The following is a 15,798-nucleotide window of genomic DNA, read 5'->3' on the forward strand; positions in this document are numbered from 1 at the left end:
CATCACCCGCGTCCCGGTACTCGATGCACGAGCCCGACGCGATCATCGTCGGTGCGGGCCTCTCGGGCCTCGTCGCCGCGGCCGAACTGGTCGACGCGGGCAAGCGCGTGGTGATCGTCGAGCAGGAGCCTGAGGCGAGCCTCGGCGGGCAGGCGCACTGGTCGTTCGGCGGACTCTTCCTCGTCGATTCGCCCGAGCAGCGTCGGATGGGAGTGAAGGACTCCCTTGAGCTGGCGAAGCAGGACTGGTCGGGCACGGCCGGATTCGACCGCGAGGAGGACGAGTGGGGCCGGCGCTGGGCCGAGGCGTATGTCGAGTTCGCGGCCGGCGAGAAGCGCGCGTGGCTGCATGAGAAGGGCGTCCGGTTCTTCCCGGTCGTCGGCTGGGCCGAGCGCGGCGGCTACAACGCCATCGGCCACGGCAACTCGGTTCCCCGCTTCCACATCACGTGGGGCACCGGGCCCGGCGTGCTCGCGCCGTTCATCGCCCGGGTGCAGGCCGGGGCTGCGGCCGGACTCGTCGAGTTCCGGCACCGGCACCGTGTCGACGAGGTCGTCGTCGAGTCGGGCGTCGTGGTGGGCGTCCGAGGGGCCGTGCTCGCCCCCGACGCCGCCGGGCGCGGCGAGCCGAGCAACCGCGAGGTCGTCGGCGACTTCGACCTGCGGGCGCCGGCCGTGGTCGTGGCATCCGGTGGCATCGGCGGCAATCACGACCTGGTACGGGAGTTCTGGCCCGAGCGCATGGGCGTCGCGCCCGAGAGCCTGCTCTCGGGGGTTCCCACGCATGTCGACGGCCGGATGCTGCCCATCGCCGAGCGCGCGGGCGCCCGGCTCGTCAACGGCGACCGCATGTGGCACTACACCGAGGGCATCACGAACTGGGATCCGGTGTGGCCCATGCATGGCATCCGTATCCTGCCCGGTCCCTCGTCGCTGTGGTTCGACGCCGAGGGCCGCCGCCTGCCCGTGCCGCTCTTCCCCGGCTTCGACACCCTCGGCACGCTGGAGCACATCGTGGCCACCGGCCACGCCCACTCGTGGTTCGTGCTGACGCAGAAGATCATCGAGAAGGAGTTCGCGCTGTCGGGCAGCGAGCAGAACCCCGACCTCACCGGCAAGGACCTGAAGCTGCTCGCCGACCGGCTCGGCTCGGGCGCTCCGGGCCCCGTGGAGGCGTTCAAGCAGCACGGCGTGGACTTCGTGGTCGCCGACACCCTGCCCGAGCTCTTCGACGGCATGCGTGCGCTCTCCCCCGACGTGCCGATCGACACCGACAACATCGAGCGCGAGATCGTGGCGCGCGACCGCGAGCTCGAGAACGAGTTCTCGAAGGACCTGCAGCTCACCGCCGTGCGAGGGGCCCGCAAGTACCGGGGCGACAAGCTCATCCGGGTGGCGACGCCCCACCGGATCCTCGATCCGAAGGCGGGCCCGCTCATCGCCGTGAAGCTGCACGTGCTCACGCGCAAGAGCCTCGGCGGCATCCAGACCGACCTCGATTCGCGGGCCCTCGCATCCGACGGCACGGTCGTGCCCGGGCTCTACGCGGTCGGCGAGGCCGCAGGGTTCGGCGGCGGCGGCGTGCACGGGTATCGCGCGCTCGAGGGCACCTTCCTCGGCGGATGCCTCTTCACGGGTCGTGCGGCCGGGCGCGCGATCGCCCGGGGCTGAGCGGCGGCGGCGCGCCTACGCCTTGAGCGTCCAGGGCTTGCGCCGCACGAGCACGTGCCCGCGCCGCGACGTGAGGCGCGTCCACGGGCCCGTCTCGAAGAGCCGCACCGGGTCGTCGCCGAGGAACCCGAGGCTGTAAGCACCGAATGCCGCACCGGCGGGCACGTACTCGAGTCCCTGCACGCCACGTCCCCACACCTCGGAGCGCACGCGCTGCACCAGCTGCTCGCCGGTGCCCTCGGGGATGGCCGTCGCGACCTCGTCGATGCCCGCGCGTGCGGCGGCCTCGAGGGTCGCGGCATCCGTCTCGCCGAGGGGGCGCCAGCCACCCCTGGGCGGTGAGATGCCCGCCCACGTGACCGTGTTCACCTCGGGCGGCCGGGTCATCGTGACCGGACGCGATTCGTCGTCGTCCGCGAGTTCGGAGCGTGCGCGAACGATGCGCTCGACGAGCGACCGCATCGGCACGACCACGTCGAAGTCCTCGGTCTCGAAGAGGGCGAAGGTGCGCAGCCCGAGGACCGTCGGGCTCTCGTCGAGGATGCCGCGCGGATACAGGATCGCCGTGTAGACCGCGAGGATGCCGGAACCGGCGACGAGGCGCACCGAACCGTCCTCGACGCGCCCGGCGCGCTGCAGGTAGGTGTGCAGGTCACCGAGCGACAGGCTGTCGGCGAGCGTGAGTTGTTGAACCATCTGCTGTCTAAACTACCAAGGGAGCGCCGGCGCCCCCTGACGTCGGCGTCTTCGGCGTCGTCCCGCGGCCGCCCCCATGACACGGAGGAACGATGAACGGTCCCATCGACGGCCTGCTGAGCACCCTCAACCTCACCGACACGGGCGCCCGCACCACCGAGGACATCTTCACGGGGCCGTCGCAGTGGATGCCGCTCGGCCGGGTCTTCGGCGGGCAGGTGCTCGCTCAGTCCATCGTGGCCGCCATGCACACCGTGCCGTCCGACCGCACCGTGCATTCGATGCACGGCTACTTCCTGCGGCCCGGCGACGTGCAGCACCCGATCACCTTCTCCGTCGACCGCATCCACGACGGGCGGTCGTTCTCGACGCGCCGCACGCAGGCGTACCAGCACGGCGAGCCGATCCTGTCGCTCATCGCCTCGTTCCAGACGCACGACGACGGCGTCGAGCACCAGGTCGACATGCCGCACGACCTCCCCGAGCCCGAATCGCTGCCGTCGACCGCCGACGTGCTCGGCCACGTCGACCACGACGTCGCGCGATACTGGTCGAGCGAGCGGGCGTTCGACGTGCGCCACATCCCGTCTCCCGTGTACCTCAGGGTCGACGGCGACCGCGTGCCGCGCCAGGCCGTGTGGATGAAGGCGGTCGGCACCCTCTCCGACGACCCGAAGCAGCACCGCGCCGCTCTCGCCTACGCGAGCGACTACACGATCCTCGAGCCGGTGCTGCGGGCGCACGGCGTGGCCTGGGCCACTCCCGGCCTGAAGGTGGCGAGCCTGGACCACGCGATGTGGTGGCACCGCGACGCGCGGGTCGACGAATGGCTGCTGTACACGCAGGAGTCGCCCTCGGCCAGTGGCGGACGCGGGCTCTCGCTCGGCCGGATCTACACGCGCGACGGCGTGCTGATCGCGAGCGTCGCCCAGGAGGGCATGATCCGTGTCCCCGAGTCCGACCCGCGCGGCTGACGCCCGAGTCACTCGACCGAACGAAGGAGCAGGCCATGACGACGTCCTCACACCTCACCCGGCGCACCGTCCTGACCGTCGGATCGACCGGAGCGCTCGGCGGCGTGCTTGCGCTCGCGGCGTGTGCTCCCGGCGATCCCGATGCCAGCTCGTCGAAGCCGACATCGGCGGCGCCGAGCGTGACCGACGAGCCGGTGACCGGAACGACCGGCGCCCCAGACGCGCCCGCCGTCGGTGAGGACATCGCGGCCCTTGCCGACGTGCCGGTCGGCGGCAGCATCGATGCCACCATCAACGGGGAGCCCGCCCTCATCGCGCAGCCGACCGCAGGTCAGGTCGTGGCGTTCAGCGCGGTGTGCACGCACCAGGGCTGCATCGTGGCCGCTTCCGGCGATGAGTTCGACTGCCCCTGCCACGGGTCGAAGTTCGACGCCGCCACGGGCGACGTGCTCAACGGTCCCGCGCTGGAGCCGCTTCCCGCGATCCCCGTCGCGGTCTCGGGCGACCGCATCGTCGCGGCCTCCTGACGTGGAGTACACGTTCGCGGGGTTGCCCCTGCACGTGCTGCTCGTGCACGCCGTCATCGTGCTCACACCGCTGGTCGGCCTGTCGCTCATCGTGATCGCCGCCTGGCCCGCTGCGCGTCGCGTGCTCTGGATCCCGGTGCTCGTCGCGGCGGCCCTGCTCCTGCCGCTCGGCCTCGTGACGATCGAGGCCGGCGAGTGGCTGCAGGCTCGCGTGCCTGCTGCGCCGCTGATCGCCGAGCACACGACGCAGGGCGAGGACATCGTGCCGTGGCTCTGGGCACTGCTCGTCGTGGCGGTGCTCATCGCGGCGTGGGCCGTCGTCGAACGACTGGCTGCCTCACAGGCGACGGATGCCGCGCCGCGCCGCCCGTCGCGCGCCATCCGCGTCGCCGTGGGGGTCGTGCTGACCATCGCCGCGGTGGCCGCGACGGCGGGCGCGACGTGGACGATCGTGCAGATCGGCGAGTCGGGCAGCCGCGCCGTGTGGGAGGGCTCGTACAGCGACGTGCCGCTCGACCGCTGAGGTCAGCGACGACGGAACGCGAGCGGCTCGCCCAAGTAGGGCTCCCACGCCGCTCGCTCGCGGTCGGAGATGCGACGCGGACGCTCGGTCTCGGTGTCGACCAGCACGATCGTCGTGATGGCCCGGGTGTAGAGCACCCGCGGCTCGACGCCGTCTGGTGAGAACACCTCGTAGCAGACGTCGAGGCTCGCACCGCCCATGTGGCCGATCCAGAGTTCGACGTCGAGCGGCTGGCGCTGATACGGGATCGGCGCGAGGTACTCGACCTCCTGCCGGGCGATGAGCGTGATCGTGCTCGCGCCGGGTGAGGCGTCGATGACCGCGGTCGAGGCGCCGACCGCATGCTCGGGCGTGTCGGTGCTCACCCAGAACGCCTGGATGCGGGCCTCCTCGAGGAGGCTCAGCATCCGGGCGTTGTTCACGTGGCCGTACGCGTCGAGATCGGACCACCGCAGCGGCGTCGGCACGTGCAGCCGCACGTCAGTCCCTCGTGAGCTTGCGGTAGGCGGAACGGTGCGGCTTCGCGGCATCCGCGCCGAGGCGCTCGATCTTGTTCGCCTCGTACGCCTCGAAGTTGCCCTCGAACCAGTGCCAGTACGACGGGTTCTCCTCGGTGCCCTCGTAGGCGAGGATGTGCGTCGCGATGCGGTCGAGGAACCACCGGTCGTGGGTGATCACGACGGCGCAGCCCGGGAACTCGAGCAGTGCGTTCTCGAGGCTCGAGAGCGTCTCGACGTCGAGGTCGTTCGTGGGCTCGTCGAGCAAGAGGAGGTTGCCGCCCTGCTTGAGCGTCAGGGCGAGGTTCAGCCGGTTGCGCTCACCGCCCGAGAGGATGCCGGCCCGCTTCTGCTGGTCGGGGCCCTTGAAGCCGAAGGTCGAGACATAGGCGCGGCTCGGCACCTCGGTCTTGCCGACTTGGATGTAGTCGAGCCCGTCGGACACGACCTCCCAGAGCGTCTTGTTCGGGTCGATGCCGCCACGCGACTGGTCGACATAGGAGATCTTGACGGTCTCGCCGACCTTCAGCTTGCCGTCGTCGAGCGGTTCCATGCCGACGATCGTCTTGAAGAGCGTGGACTTGCCGACGCCGTTCGGGCCGATGATGCCGACGATGCCGTTGCGCGGGAGCGTGAAGCTGAGGCCCTCGATGAGCACGCGGTCGCCGAACCCCTTCTTCAGGCTCTTCGCCTCGAGGACGATGTCGCCCAGGCGCGGGCCCGGCGGGATCTGGATCTCCTCGAAGTCGAGCTTGCGCGTGCGATCGGCCTCGGCTGCCATCTCCTCGTAGCGGGCGAGGCGCGCCTTCGACTTCGCCTGGCGGCCCTTCGCGTTCGAGCGGACCCAGTCGAGCTCGTCGGCCAGGCGCTTGGCCAGCTTCGCGTCCTTCTTGCCCTGGACGGTGAGTCGCTCCTGCTTCTTCTCGAGGTAGGTCGAGTAGTTGCCCTCGTAGGGGTAGAGCCGGCCGCGGTCGACCTCGCAGATCCACTCCGCGACGTGGTCGAGGAAGTACCGGTCGTGGGTGACGGCCAGCACGGCGCCGGGGTACTTCGCGAGGTGCTGCTCGAGCCAGAGCACGCTCTCGGCGTCGAGGTGGTTGGTGGGCTCGTCGAGCAGAAGCAGGTCGGGCTTCTGCAGCAGGAGCTTGCAGAGCGCCACGCGGCGCTTCTCACCGCCCGAGAGCACGGACACCTGCTCGTCGCCCGGCGGGCAGCGCAGCGCGTCCATCGCCTGCTCGAGCTGTGAGTCGAGGTCCCACGCGTCGGCGGCGTCGATCGCCTCCTGCAGCGTGCCCATCTCGGCGAGCAGCGCGTCGAAGTCGGCGTCGGGCTCGGCCATCGCGAGCGAGATCTCGTTGAAGCGGTCGACCTTCGCCTTGATCGGCCCGACGCCCTCCTGGACGTTCTCGAGCACGGTCTTGGTCTCGTCGAGCACGGGCTCCTGCATGAGGATGCCGACGGAGTAGCCGGGGGTGAGCTTCGCCTCGCCATTGGAGGGCTGGTCGAGTCCGGCCATGATCTTCAGGATCGTGGACTTTCCGGCACCGTTCGGGCCGACGACGCCGATCTTGGCCCCTGGGAGGAACGCCATCGTCACGTCGTCGAGAATGACCTTGTCGCCGACCGCCTTGCGGGCGCGCACCATCGAGTAAATGTAATCCGCCATGTCGCCTACCAGTCTATGGGTCGCGTCTCGCCGACGAGACAGCCGCCGGTGCCGAGCGGCGGCCGTACGGCGCTGTGGTAGCCGCCGGATGCCGGTCCGTACTGACCCACGAGGCACTCGCCCTGGAACAGCACCGCGAACTGCACCGAGTCGGCCTGCAGGTCGACGCTGGTGCGGTCCGCCGTCACCTCCATCTGCGACTTGTCGAATCCCGCTGCGACGAGCGCATCGATGAAGTCCCGGCCGCCCGCGTCGGCCTTGCCGGCGACGACCGCGGTGTTGACGCCGTCGAAGTACGGAAGGTTCTCCGACGCGGAGAGCTGCGGGCTGAGCGTCGGCGGTGCGCTCGGCGTCGGTCGTACGGTCGCCGGAGTGCTCGGCGAGGCCGACGCGGAGGGCTGGTCGGGCGGAGTGCCCGTGCAGGCGGCGAGGGCGACAACCAGCGCGGCCCCGGCCAACGCCGAGACCGCGATCCTCGGAACCCGCCGTGCCATCGCTCCCCCTCATCCGGCGGTGCGACCGCCCGAGCCGAGTCTATGGGGTGGGTGCACGGATCGAGCGGTCGCGAACGCCCTCACACGGCACTCGCCAGCTGCGCCTCGCCGGCGTCGATGTCGTCGTCCTCGGCGAGGTCGTCGAGGCCCTCATCCGCCGCCACGGATCCAAGACCGGCCGGCAGCACCACGCCTTCGGAGCCGGGCCACGCGTTCGACTCGGACGAGCCGCCGGCCTCGGTGTCGGGTGCCGGCTCCCGCCGCACCTTGGTGAGCACCGTGGTGCCCCAGGTGAGGTCGTGCCCGATCGCCTCGGCCTCGATCTCGATGGCCGTGCCCGACTTCTCTCCGTTGTCCCAGGCGCGGAGGCGGTGGCGTCCGTGCACGACCACCCGGTCGCCCTTGCGGATGGAGATGGCGGCGTTGTTCGCGAGTTGGCGGAAGCCGGAGACGGTGTACCAGTTCGTCTCCCCGTCCTCCCAGGCGCCCTTCGCCCGGTCGAAGTAGCGCCGGGTCGACGCGAGCCGGAACGAGGTGATCGCGAGTCCTTGGCTGGTCACGTGCACCCGCGGGTCGCTGCCCACCGCGCCGGTCACGGTGATGGTGTCGGTCATGTCATGCTCCTCGGAGTCTGCGCCGCCGCGAATCGACGGCTCGCGGCATCCGGAGCTGCTCGTGCCGGACCATGCCCCGGATGCCGCGTCGCATCAGGATCGCGTCCCCACGCGGCATCCGGGTCAGCCGTCGATGCATCGGGGGCGAGCGGACCGCAGGCCGGCCCTGTCGAGGACGAGACGTCGCCATAGAGTGGTCAGATGACCTACGTCGCCACTTCGGAACGCTACGATCGCATGCGCTACAACCGGGTCGGACGGAGCGGGCTGAAGCTGCCCGCACTGTCGCTCGGCCTCTGGCACAACTTCGGCCACGACCGCCCGTGGGACACGCAGCGCGCCATCGTGCGCCGGGCGTTCGACCTCGGCATCACGCACTTCGACCTCGCCAACAACTACGGCCCTCCCGCCGGCAGCGCCGAGGAGAACTTCGGCCGCATGCTCGCGACCGACCTCGCGCCCTACCGCGACGAGCTCGTCGTCTCGTCGAAGGCCGGGTACGACATGTGGCCCGGCCCGTACGGCGACTTCGGCTCGCGCAAGTACCTGCTGTCGTCGCTCGACCAGAGCCTCGGACGCCTCGGACTCGACTACGTCGACATCTTCTACTCCCACCGTCCCGACCCCGAGACGCCCGTCGAGGAGACCATGGGCGCGCTCGCGAGCGCGGTGCGCCAGGGCAAGGCCCTCTACGTGGGCATCTCGAACTACTCGCCCGAGCAGACGCGCGCCGCCGCGGCCGCCCTCGAGGCCGAGGGGGTGCCGCTGCTCATCCACCAGCCGCGCTACTCGATGTTCGACCGCCACATCGAGGAAGGGCTGTTCCCCGTGCTCGAGGAGGTCGGCGCGGCCAGCATCGTCTTCTCGCCGCTCGCGCAGGGCCTCCTCACCGACCGCTACCTCTCCGGCGACGTCCCGGCGGACTCCCGGGCCGCGACCAGCCGGTTCCTGTCAGCCGAGAAGATCAGCGACGAGTACCTCGAGCGGGTGCGGGGGCTCGATGCGATCGCGAAGGAACGCGGGCAGAGCATCGCCCAGCTCGCGCTGTCCTGGGTGCTCCGCGAGCCGCTCGTCGCGAGCGCGCTCATCGGCGCGTCCAGCGTGGCGCAGCTCGAGCAGAACGTGGCCGCCCTCGACGCGGCCCCGCTCGACGCCGAGGAGATCGCCCGGATCGAGCCCTTCGCCGCGCACGGCACCGCGCTCGGCTGACCTCGCGCCGCACGGTGGCGGCGAGTCCGCTTCATGCACGGAGCGTCTCGATGTCGGTGGCCGGCCGTAGCCTCGCGTCAGACGCAGGGCCGGCTGCACGACGAAGAGGAGCGACATGCCCGCCACCGTGCTCATCGAAGCTGTGCTCACCGAGACCGTGCGCACCGACGCCGAGCTCACCGTGCCACGCGACATCCTCTCCCCAGTGCCCGGCCTGACGGTCACGGCCGTCGGTCCGGGCCTCTGGCGGGTCTGCCGCGCGCACGGGCCGGTGCTGGGCCACATCGAGCGACGCCGCCACGACGACGCCGACCGCTACGTCGCCCGACGGCTCGTCGGGGGCGGCATCCGCTCGATGGAGCTCGGGGAATTCTGGTCGGCGACGGATGCCGCGGAGTGCTTCCGATGACGAGCGCGCCCGTCATCGCGGCGTCGTTCGGGGCGCGCGAGGTTGCGGCCACGCCGTCGAGCCTCGGACGACGTGCCGCCCGCCACGGGTAGCCTGCGCTCATGCAGTGGTGGAACGATCTCATCTCCTGGCTCACCTCGAGTGCGGCTCGGCCGACCGTGTACGCGGGCATCGTGCTCTTCGTCGCTGTCCTCGCGGCCGGCCTCCTCGCGGCGTGGATCGCGTCCGCGGCGATCCGCCGCGTCGTCGCCCAGCGCGACCGCGAGGCGAAGACCGCGGCCATCGCCGCACTCGTCGACGCCGCGACGGAGGCCTCCGTCTGGAACTCGCTCACGCCGCAGGAGCAGGTCCTGGCCGACCGCACCGTGGGCCAGGCCGACATCCTGGTGCGACTGTTGCCGATCCGCGGCTCCGACGTGGCCGCGAACTGGGCGGCCCACCAGCTGCATGAGCTGAAGCGCGCCTCTGCGACCTTCGGCTACCAGCTCGATCCGGCCGTCGTGGAGTTCCGTGATCGGATGCTCGACTGGGAGCGCCGCCCCTCGCGCGCCCGCAAGCAGTTCCAGAACGACCTGGTGCGCTGGCGCACGCAGCGGCAGGAGCCCGAGGTCGTCGCGGTCGAGGCGCAGGACGCCTGGGTCGCCGAGCAGCACCACGAGCGCTACCAATCCGCGGCCACCATCGACGCCGGAGTCCGCTCGACCGACACGGCGCCCACGGCGACGCTCGACGACGCGCGCGCCTAAGGCCTCAAGGCTGCAGGCCCCGAGAGCTGACGCTCAGATCCACCAGTCGTCGAACATCGACACCGGCACGGCGCGCTTGTGGCGCGTCTGCAGGAAACGCGCCTCGATGCGCTCGGCGATTTGGGGGTCGATGTCCCCGCCCTCGAGGTAGGCGTCGATGTCGTGGTACGTCAGGCCGAGGTTCGCCTCGTCGGCCTGGCCGGGAATCTCGTCGAGGAGATCCGCGGTCGGCACCTTCTGGTGCAGCTGCTCGGGCGCCTCGAGGTGGCGCAGCATCGCGCGGCCCTGGCGCTTCGTGAGGCCGGTGAGGGGCAGGATGTCGGCTCCGCCGTCGCCGTACTTCGTGAAGAACCCGGTGACGGCCTCGGCGGCGTGATCCGTGCCGACCACGAGCAGCCCCTCCTCGCCCGCCAGGGCGTACTGCGCCACCATGCGCATGCGGGCCTTGACGTTGCCCTTGCCGAAGTCGCTGACGGGCTCGCCCACGGCGGCCTCGAACTCGGCGGCGAGCCCGTCGACGCCGCGCTTGATGTTGAACACGACGGTCTCGGGCGGCCGGATGTAGTCGAGCGCCGCCTGCGCATCGGCTTCGTCGCGCTGCACGCCGTAGGGCAGTCGGACGGCCACGAAGCGAGTGGGCCGGCCCTCGGCCACGAGCTCCTCGGCCGCCATCCGGCAGAGGAAGCCGGCGAGCGTCGAGTCCTGCCCGCCGCTGATGCCGAGCACGAACCCCTTCGCACCGGTGGTCCGCACGTAGGTCTTGAGGAAGTCGATCCGAGCACGCACCTGCTCGGCGGGGTCGATGGTGGGGCTGACATTCAGTTCCGCGATGATTCTCGCCTGCAGGTCGCGCATGTCTCGACGATACCGCCGGGATGTTTCGCAGAGGCAACATCGACGTGGTCGTCGTGCCGCATCCGGCCGGGACCTCCTCGCTCCGCTAGCATCGCGGCAGGCGCAGGACGGTGGCGCCGGAATGCGGGGGTGCGACCATGGACGTGTCGATCGGCACGTTGGTGCTGGTGCCGGCGATCGCGGTGGCGGCACCCCTGCTCGTGCGGGGGCTCGCCCGCTGGGTCGCGATCCCACTGGTGGTGTTCGAGATCCTGCTCGGCCTGCTCCTCGGCCCCGCCGTGCTCGGCTGGATCGTGCCCGACGACTTCGTGCAGTTCCTCTCCGAGTTCGGGCTGGCGATGCTCTTCTTCCTCGCCGGGAACGAGATCGACTTCGCCGCGATCCGCGGGCGCCCGATCACGCGAGCGGCGATCGGCTGGATCATCTCCCTCGTCGCCGCCTTCAGCATCGCCGTGACGTTCGCCATCCACCCGTCGGCCGCCGTGTTCATCGCCATCGCGCTGACCTCGACCGCCCTCGGCACGATCATGCCGGTGCTCCGCGACTCAGGCGACCTGAAGACGCCGTTCGGCGTCGCGGTGATCGCGCTCGGCGCGATCGGCGAGTTCGGGCCACTGCTCGCGATCTCGATCTTCCTCGGCGGTCGCTCGCCGCTCATCGGGGCGCTGGTGCTCGCCGCGTTCGCGCTCGTCGCGGCCGGCGCGATCTGGCTGGCCGCCCGGGGTGCGGGCCGTCGCATGCACCGCATCATCACCGCCACCCTGCACACGAGCGGCCAGTTCGCGGTGCGCCTGGTCGTGCTGGTCCTCGTCGCGCTCGTCGCACTGAGCGTCATCCTCGACCTCGACATGCTGCTCGGCGCCTTCACGGCGGGCGTGCTCTACCGGCTGCTCCTCTCGGGTGCGCCACGCCACGACGTCGAGATCGTCGAAGGCAAGATCGAAGCCCTGGGCTACGGATTCCTCGTGCCGATCTTCTTCATCTACACCGGCGTGACCTTCGATCTGGCCGCGCTCTTCGCCAACCCGTGGACCATGGCGCTCCTCGTGCTCGGCGTCGTGATGCTCCTCGTCGTCCGGGGCCTGCCGTCCCTCCTCGCCGCACCGGCGGGCTCGAGCCGCCGTGACCTCGTCGCGACCGCCTTCTTCGGAGCCACCGGCCTGCCCATCATCGTCGCCGTGACCGCCATCGGCGTCGACCAGGGCGACCTGCCGAGCGGCACCGCCGCCGCGCTCGTGGGCGCCGGCATGCTCTCCGTGCTGGCGTTCCCGCTCGTGGCGTTGACCGTGCGCGGACGTGCGCCCGCGGCCTCCGCAGGAGCGGAAGGCGACGACGTCGAGGTGCCCACCGAGGGCTGATCGGCGTCGACCGCTATGCTTGCGGGGTCGGCCCCCGTAGCTCAGCGGATAGAGCAGCAGCCTTCTAATCTGTCGGTCGCAGGTTCGATTCCTGCCGGGGGCACCCTCATGGGCCCCGCCGAGCGGCCCTGCGCACGAAGGTCGCGTGATGCCGACCGGTCACCGGCGTCGTCCGTCGGGCTCCTGTCCGACGGCCCCGGTAGACTCGCGGCATGGCAACCCCGAGCGACCGTCTGGTCTGGATCGACTGCGAGATGACCGGCCTCGACCTCGAGGCCGACGAACTCGTCGAGATCGCCGTCGTGATCACCGACTACGACCTGAACCCGGTGGATCCGGGGCTCAGCATCGTGATCAAGCCCGATGCGAGCGCCCTCGAGAACATGGGCGAGTTCGTGCGAGCGATGCACACCGAATCGGGCCTGATCGAGGAGATTCCCAACGGCGTGAGCGTCGCCGAAGCCGAGTACGAGGTGCTCGAGTACGTGCTCAAGCACGTGCCCGAGGAGCAGAAGGCTCCCCTGGCGGGCAACTCGATCGGCACCGACCGGTCGTTCATCGCCAAGTTCATGCCGCGACTCGACGCGCACCTGCACTATCGCAACGTCGACGTCTCCTCGATCAAGGAGCTCGCGAAGCGCTGGTTCCCCCGGGCGTACTTCAACTCCCCCGCGAAGAACGGCGGCCACCGGGCCCTCGCCGACATCCTCGAGTCGATCCGTGAACTGCACTACTACCGCCGCGCGATCTTCGTCGCCGAGCCGGGACCGTCGAGCCACGACCTCCAGGCGCTGGCGGCCACCGTGGTGGACGAGTTCGACGCCAAGGTGTAGTAGTCTCTTTGAGTTGCCTGATCGCCCCGGCGGTCGACACATGGTGGGTATAGCTCAGTTGGTAGAGCGCCTGGTTGTGGTCCAGGAGGTCGCGGGTTCAAGCCCCGTTACTCACCCCAAGTCTTCTCCCGCCTCCGATCGGAGCCGACGCGGATCGGAGTCGCCGTGGAACTCGATGCGGAGGCCTTCGAGGCGATCGTCGTCGACGAACTCGACCTCCTCCCCGACGACATGATCGAGGGTCTCGACAACGTCGTGTTCGTCGTGGAGGACCGCCCCGAAGACGGCTCGCTCGACCTGCTCGGCCTCTACGACGGATACGCGCTGACCGAGCGTGATCGCTACGGCATGGGCGAGATGCCCGACCGGATCATCCTCTACCGAGAGCCCCTGCTTGCGATCGCCGACGACGAGCGTGAACTTCGCGACGAGATCCACATCACCCTCGTGCACGAGATCGCCCACTTCTACGGCATCGACGACGACCGGCTGCACGACCTGGGCTGGGCGTGAACCCGCCCGGGTTACGCTGATTCCATGGTTTCCCCCGGCCGGATCACCGGCATCGTCGTCGGCGCGCTCGCCATCCTCGGTCTCGGCGTCTACGGGCCTGCGATGCTCCTCGGCCCGCTGCCCGAGGTGTCCGTCGACGTGGATGCCGCGAGTGCGGCGGCAACCGAGGTCCCACCGGTCGCGCTGCCGGCGGCGGGCTCCAGCGCCCTCGCGGTCGTCGACGATGAGGGGACCGGCCAGGTGGTCGCGACCGCCGGCGATCCGGCTGCGGTGCCGATCGGCGGCGCCGCCAAGATGGTCACGTTGCTCGTGACCCTGGACTCACTGCCGCTCACCGCCGACGCCGCCGGACCGGCGATTCCCATCGGCCCTGAGGACTACACCGACTACCTGCGCTATTCCGGCGAGGGGTCCCGTGCACTGCAGGTGTCGCCCGGGGAGACCTGGTCCGAGCGCGACGTGGTGCGCGCGGTGCTCCTCGCCTCCAGCAACAACCATGCCGACACCCTCGTACGCTGGGCGTTCGGCGGTGTCGAGCCCTACGTCGAGGCCGCGAACGCCTGGCTCGCCGAACAGGGCTTCACGTCGACGAAGGTCGATGACGCCACCGGGCTCTCGGGCGACAACGTCGGCTCGGCCGACGAGCTCGCGCGACTCGCGGCCATGGTGACCGCCGACCCCGAGCTCGCGGCGATGCTGGAGGATCCCGACGCCGCGCCGGTCGGGGCGCGGAACGTTCCCGACCTGGTCGGCCGCTCGAGCGATGGTGCAGCCAGGGCCATCACCCGCAGCTTCACCGACGAAGCCGGCCTGAGCTACGTGTACACCGCCGAGCTTCCCGCGGCCGACGGCGCGGAGGGCCCCCGGCGCGTCACGGGCGCCATGCTGTTGATGCCCGACTACGAGACGCTCGACCCCGCGATCGTCGCGGCGGTCGAGTCGGCGTCGGCGGCGTCGGCCCCGGTCACGGTGATCGCCGCCGGCACGCCGTACGCGGCCGTGCGCGCGCCGTGGGGTGACGAGGCCGAGCTCGTCGCGGCGGTCGACCGCACGGATGCACCGTGGGGCGAGGCGTTCGGCGCGGCATCCGTGACCGTGGATCCGTTCTCGACGGCACCCGACGGACGCGAGGTCGGCCGAGTCGCGGTGCCCACGGCGACGGGCGAGATCGCGTCACCGCTGCAACTCTCGGGCGACATCCGCGACCCGGGGCCGATCTGGCGTCTGACGAACCCGTCGACCCTCATCGCCGCGTTCTTCGACGCACAGGACGGCTGACCACCGACCGCGGAACCCGGAACTCCCCGATCCGACAGCGACTCGGACGGCGACCGTCACCGCGTCAGTCGTTGTCGTCCTCGTCGAACTCGACGGGATCGGAGTCGCCCGCGTCGAAGCGGAACCGCACGCGAACCTGTCCGTTCACCTCGCGCTCGTCGACGGCGTCGTACCAGAACAGCGATTCGAGGCCGTCGACCGCTGCCAGCATGCCGACGCGGGACTCGGGCTTGCCGCCGACGAGGACTCGATGCTCGAACTCGCCCTCGAGCGGCCCGTCGATGAACTCGGCGACGTACTCTGCTGCTGCGTCTGCACTCATGCCACTACGTTAGCCCGCGCGAACGGAGGTGCACAGGAGCCGCGCCCGGGTCGGGACGAGGCTCGGTGCGCCCGTCGGGTGCGGCCCGCAATCGCACATCGGCGCGAACGGCCGGCACGGTGCGGTGCACGTAGTGCCGCCATTGGCGGTCCCACGTCTCCCAGTACGGGTCGTAGGCGCCGCCGTCACGGTCGAGGGCGCGGCGCCTGCGGAGCGCGTCGGGCGCATCGACCCAGATCCGCAGCGCCGAGCGAGCCGAGCTTCCCGCCGCGAATGCGCCGCACCCCTCGACGATCAGTGCTTCGCCGGGAGGAACGTGCTCGCGCGCACCGGGGCGCTGGTTCACCCAGTCCCAGCGTCGCCACCGACCCACCTGGGAGCGGGCGCGCGGACGCACCAGCGTCTGCGAGAGCTCCACCCCGGCCCGTTCGAGTCCCGACCACCCGCGGTACACATCGTCGAGGCGCACGAGTTGCGGCGGTCGCCCCGGCCAGCATTCGACGAGCGCGTCGGCGAGCGTGGACTTGCCTGCACCGCTGGGTCCGTCGATGAGCACGAGCGGGTTCCGGATGCCGCGCACGGCCGCACGCACCGCGCGAAGCGCGGACGCGGCG

General features: G+C 70.7%; 19 protein-coding genes and 2 tRNA genes. 13 read left to right on the plus strand and 8 right to left on the minus strand.

What is annotated here, in order from left to right:
* The first annotated feature begins 23 nt into the window (after positions 1-23).
* Positions 24-1,670: an FAD-binding dehydrogenase gene (locus J2X63_RS16200; protein WP_309980175.1), complete on the plus strand. Its 1,647-nt coding sequence runs from the start codon at positions 24-26 to the stop codon at positions 1,668-1,670.
* Positions 1,671-1,685: 15 nt separating this feature from the next.
* Here J2X63_RS16200 and J2X63_RS16205 read toward each other — a convergent pair whose 3' ends face one another.
* Complete coding sequence (locus J2X63_RS16205; RefSeq protein WP_309979101.1) at positions 1,686-2,366, minus strand: hypothetical protein; 681 nt, start codon at positions 2,364-2,366, stop codon at positions 1,686-1,688.
* A gap of 92 nt (positions 2,367-2,458) precedes the next feature.
* Between J2X63_RS16205 and J2X63_RS16210 the strand changes: the two genes are divergently transcribed.
* The 3 genes from J2X63_RS16210 to J2X63_RS16220 are packed head-to-tail and all read left to right on the plus strand — an operon-like array spanning position 2,459 to position 4,390.
* Positions 2,459-3,340, plus strand: coding sequence for an acyl-CoA thioesterase II (locus tag J2X63_RS16210; RefSeq protein ID WP_309979103.1), 882 nt, complete (start codon positions 2,459-2,461; stop codon positions 3,338-3,340).
* A gap of 35 nt (positions 3,341-3,375) precedes the next feature.
* Positions 3,376-3,867: a Rieske (2Fe-2S) protein gene (locus J2X63_RS16215; RefSeq protein ID WP_309979105.1), complete on the plus strand. Its 492-nt coding sequence runs from the start codon at positions 3,376-3,378 to the stop codon at positions 3,865-3,867.
* A 1-nt stretch (position 3,868) separates the two neighbouring features.
* Positions 3,869-4,390: a hypothetical protein gene (locus J2X63_RS16220; RefSeq protein WP_309979107.1), complete on the plus strand. Its 522-nt coding sequence runs from the start codon at positions 3,869-3,871 to the stop codon at positions 4,388-4,390.
* 2 nt (positions 4,391-4,392) lie between these two features.
* Here the strand turns inward: J2X63_RS16220 and J2X63_RS16225 are convergent, their stop codons facing one another.
* From J2X63_RS16225 to ssb, 4 genes are all read right to left on the minus strand, one after another.
* Positions 4,393-4,869, minus strand: a complete 477-nt coding sequence (locus tag J2X63_RS16225; protein ID WP_309979109.1) for a thioesterase family protein — start codon at positions 4,867-4,869, stop codon at positions 4,393-4,395.
* A 1-nt stretch (position 4,870) separates the two neighbouring features.
* Complete coding sequence (gene ettA, locus J2X63_RS16230) at positions 4,871-6,553, minus strand: energy-dependent translational throttle protein EttA (RefSeq protein ID WP_309979112.1); 1,683 nt, start codon at positions 6,551-6,553, stop codon at positions 4,871-4,873.
* A 5-nt stretch (positions 6,554-6,558) separates the two neighbouring features.
* Positions 6,559-7,047: a DUF6993 domain-containing protein gene (locus J2X63_RS16235; RefSeq protein ID WP_309979115.1), complete on the minus strand. Its 489-nt coding sequence runs from the start codon at positions 7,045-7,047 to the stop codon at positions 6,559-6,561.
* A gap of 80 nt (positions 7,048-7,127) precedes the next feature.
* Positions 7,128-7,661 (minus strand): single-stranded DNA-binding protein, encoded by a 534-nt coding sequence (gene ssb / locus J2X63_RS16240; protein WP_309979118.1) that lies wholly within the window; start codon positions 7,659-7,661, stop codon positions 7,128-7,130.
* 201 nt (positions 7,662-7,862) lie between these two features.
* Between ssb and J2X63_RS16245 the strand changes: the two genes are divergently transcribed.
* The 3 genes from J2X63_RS16245 to J2X63_RS16255 all read left to right on the plus strand — a co-directional run bounded on the left by J2X63_RS16245 (position 7,863) and on the right by J2X63_RS16255 (position 10,025).
* Complete coding sequence (locus J2X63_RS16245) at positions 7,863-8,870, plus strand: aldo/keto reductase (protein ID WP_309979120.1); 1,008 nt, start codon at positions 7,863-7,865, stop codon at positions 8,868-8,870.
* A gap of 115 nt (positions 8,871-8,985) precedes the next feature.
* Positions 8,986-9,279: a hypothetical protein gene (locus tag J2X63_RS16250; RefSeq protein ID WP_309979122.1), complete on the plus strand. Its 294-nt coding sequence runs from the start codon at positions 8,986-8,988 to the stop codon at positions 9,277-9,279.
* A 101-nt stretch (positions 9,280-9,380) separates the two neighbouring features.
* Positions 9,381-10,025 (plus strand): hypothetical protein, encoded by a 645-nt coding sequence (locus tag J2X63_RS16255; protein WP_309979124.1) that lies wholly within the window; start codon positions 9,381-9,383, stop codon positions 10,023-10,025.
* Positions 10,026-10,058: 33 nt separating this feature from the next.
* Here J2X63_RS16255 and nadE read toward each other — a convergent pair whose 3' ends face one another.
* A complete protein-coding gene (gene nadE, locus J2X63_RS16260; protein WP_309979126.1) occupies positions 10,059-10,880 on the minus strand; it encodes an ammonia-dependent NAD(+) synthetase in 822 nt (273 codons plus the stop codon).
* A gap of 137 nt (positions 10,881-11,017) precedes the next feature.
* Here nadE and J2X63_RS16265 point away from each other — a divergent pair, with 137 nt between their 5' ends.
* The 6 genes from J2X63_RS16265 to J2X63_RS16290 all read left to right on the plus strand — a co-directional run bounded on the left by J2X63_RS16265 (position 11,018) and on the right by J2X63_RS16290 (position 14,862).
* Positions 11,018-12,238, plus strand: a complete 1,221-nt coding sequence (locus J2X63_RS16265; protein WP_309979128.1) for a cation:proton antiporter — start codon at positions 11,018-11,020, stop codon at positions 12,236-12,238.
* Between the two features lie 30 nt (positions 12,239-12,268).
* A tRNA-Arg gene (locus J2X63_RS16270) sits at positions 12,269-12,341 on the plus strand.
* A 109-nt stretch (positions 12,342-12,450) separates the two neighbouring features.
* Positions 12,451-13,071 (plus strand): oligoribonuclease, encoded by a 621-nt coding sequence (gene orn, locus J2X63_RS16275; RefSeq protein ID WP_159600996.1) that lies wholly within the window; start codon positions 12,451-12,453, stop codon positions 13,069-13,071.
* Between the two features lie 43 nt (positions 13,072-13,114).
* A tRNA-His gene (locus tag J2X63_RS16280) sits at positions 13,115-13,190 on the plus strand.
* Positions 13,191-13,236: 46 nt separating this feature from the next.
* Entirely contained in the window at positions 13,237-13,584 is a 348-nt protein-coding gene (locus J2X63_RS16285; RefSeq protein WP_309979131.1) for a metallopeptidase family protein, read from the plus strand.
* A gap of 24 nt (positions 13,585-13,608) precedes the next feature.
* The gene (locus J2X63_RS16290; RefSeq protein ID WP_309979133.1) at positions 13,609-14,862 is read left to right on the plus strand and encodes a serine hydrolase; all 1,254 of its coding nucleotides are present in this window, start codon (positions 13,609-13,611) and stop codon (positions 14,860-14,862) included.
* A gap of 64 nt (positions 14,863-14,926) precedes the next feature.
* On the opposite strand, the gene J2X63_RS16295 is transcribed toward J2X63_RS16290, so the two are convergent.
* Both J2X63_RS16295 and J2X63_RS16300 read right to left on the minus strand, forming a co-directional pair.
* A complete protein-coding gene (locus J2X63_RS16295) occupies positions 14,927-15,184 on the minus strand; it encodes a hypothetical protein (RefSeq protein WP_309979135.1) in 258 nt (85 codons plus the stop codon).
* A gap of 4 nt (positions 15,185-15,188) precedes the next feature.
* The gene (locus J2X63_RS16300) at positions 15,189-15,764 is read right to left on the minus strand and encodes an ATP-binding protein (RefSeq protein ID WP_309979136.1); all 576 of its coding nucleotides are present in this window, start codon (positions 15,762-15,764) and stop codon (positions 15,189-15,191) included.
* Positions 15,765-15,798 lie beyond the last annotated feature (34 nt).

The sequence above is a fragment of the Agromyces sp. 3263 genome, assembly GCF_031456545.1.
In the GTDB taxonomy this organism is placed as follows: Bacteria; Actinomycetota; Actinomycetes; order Actinomycetales; family Microbacteriaceae; genus Agromyces.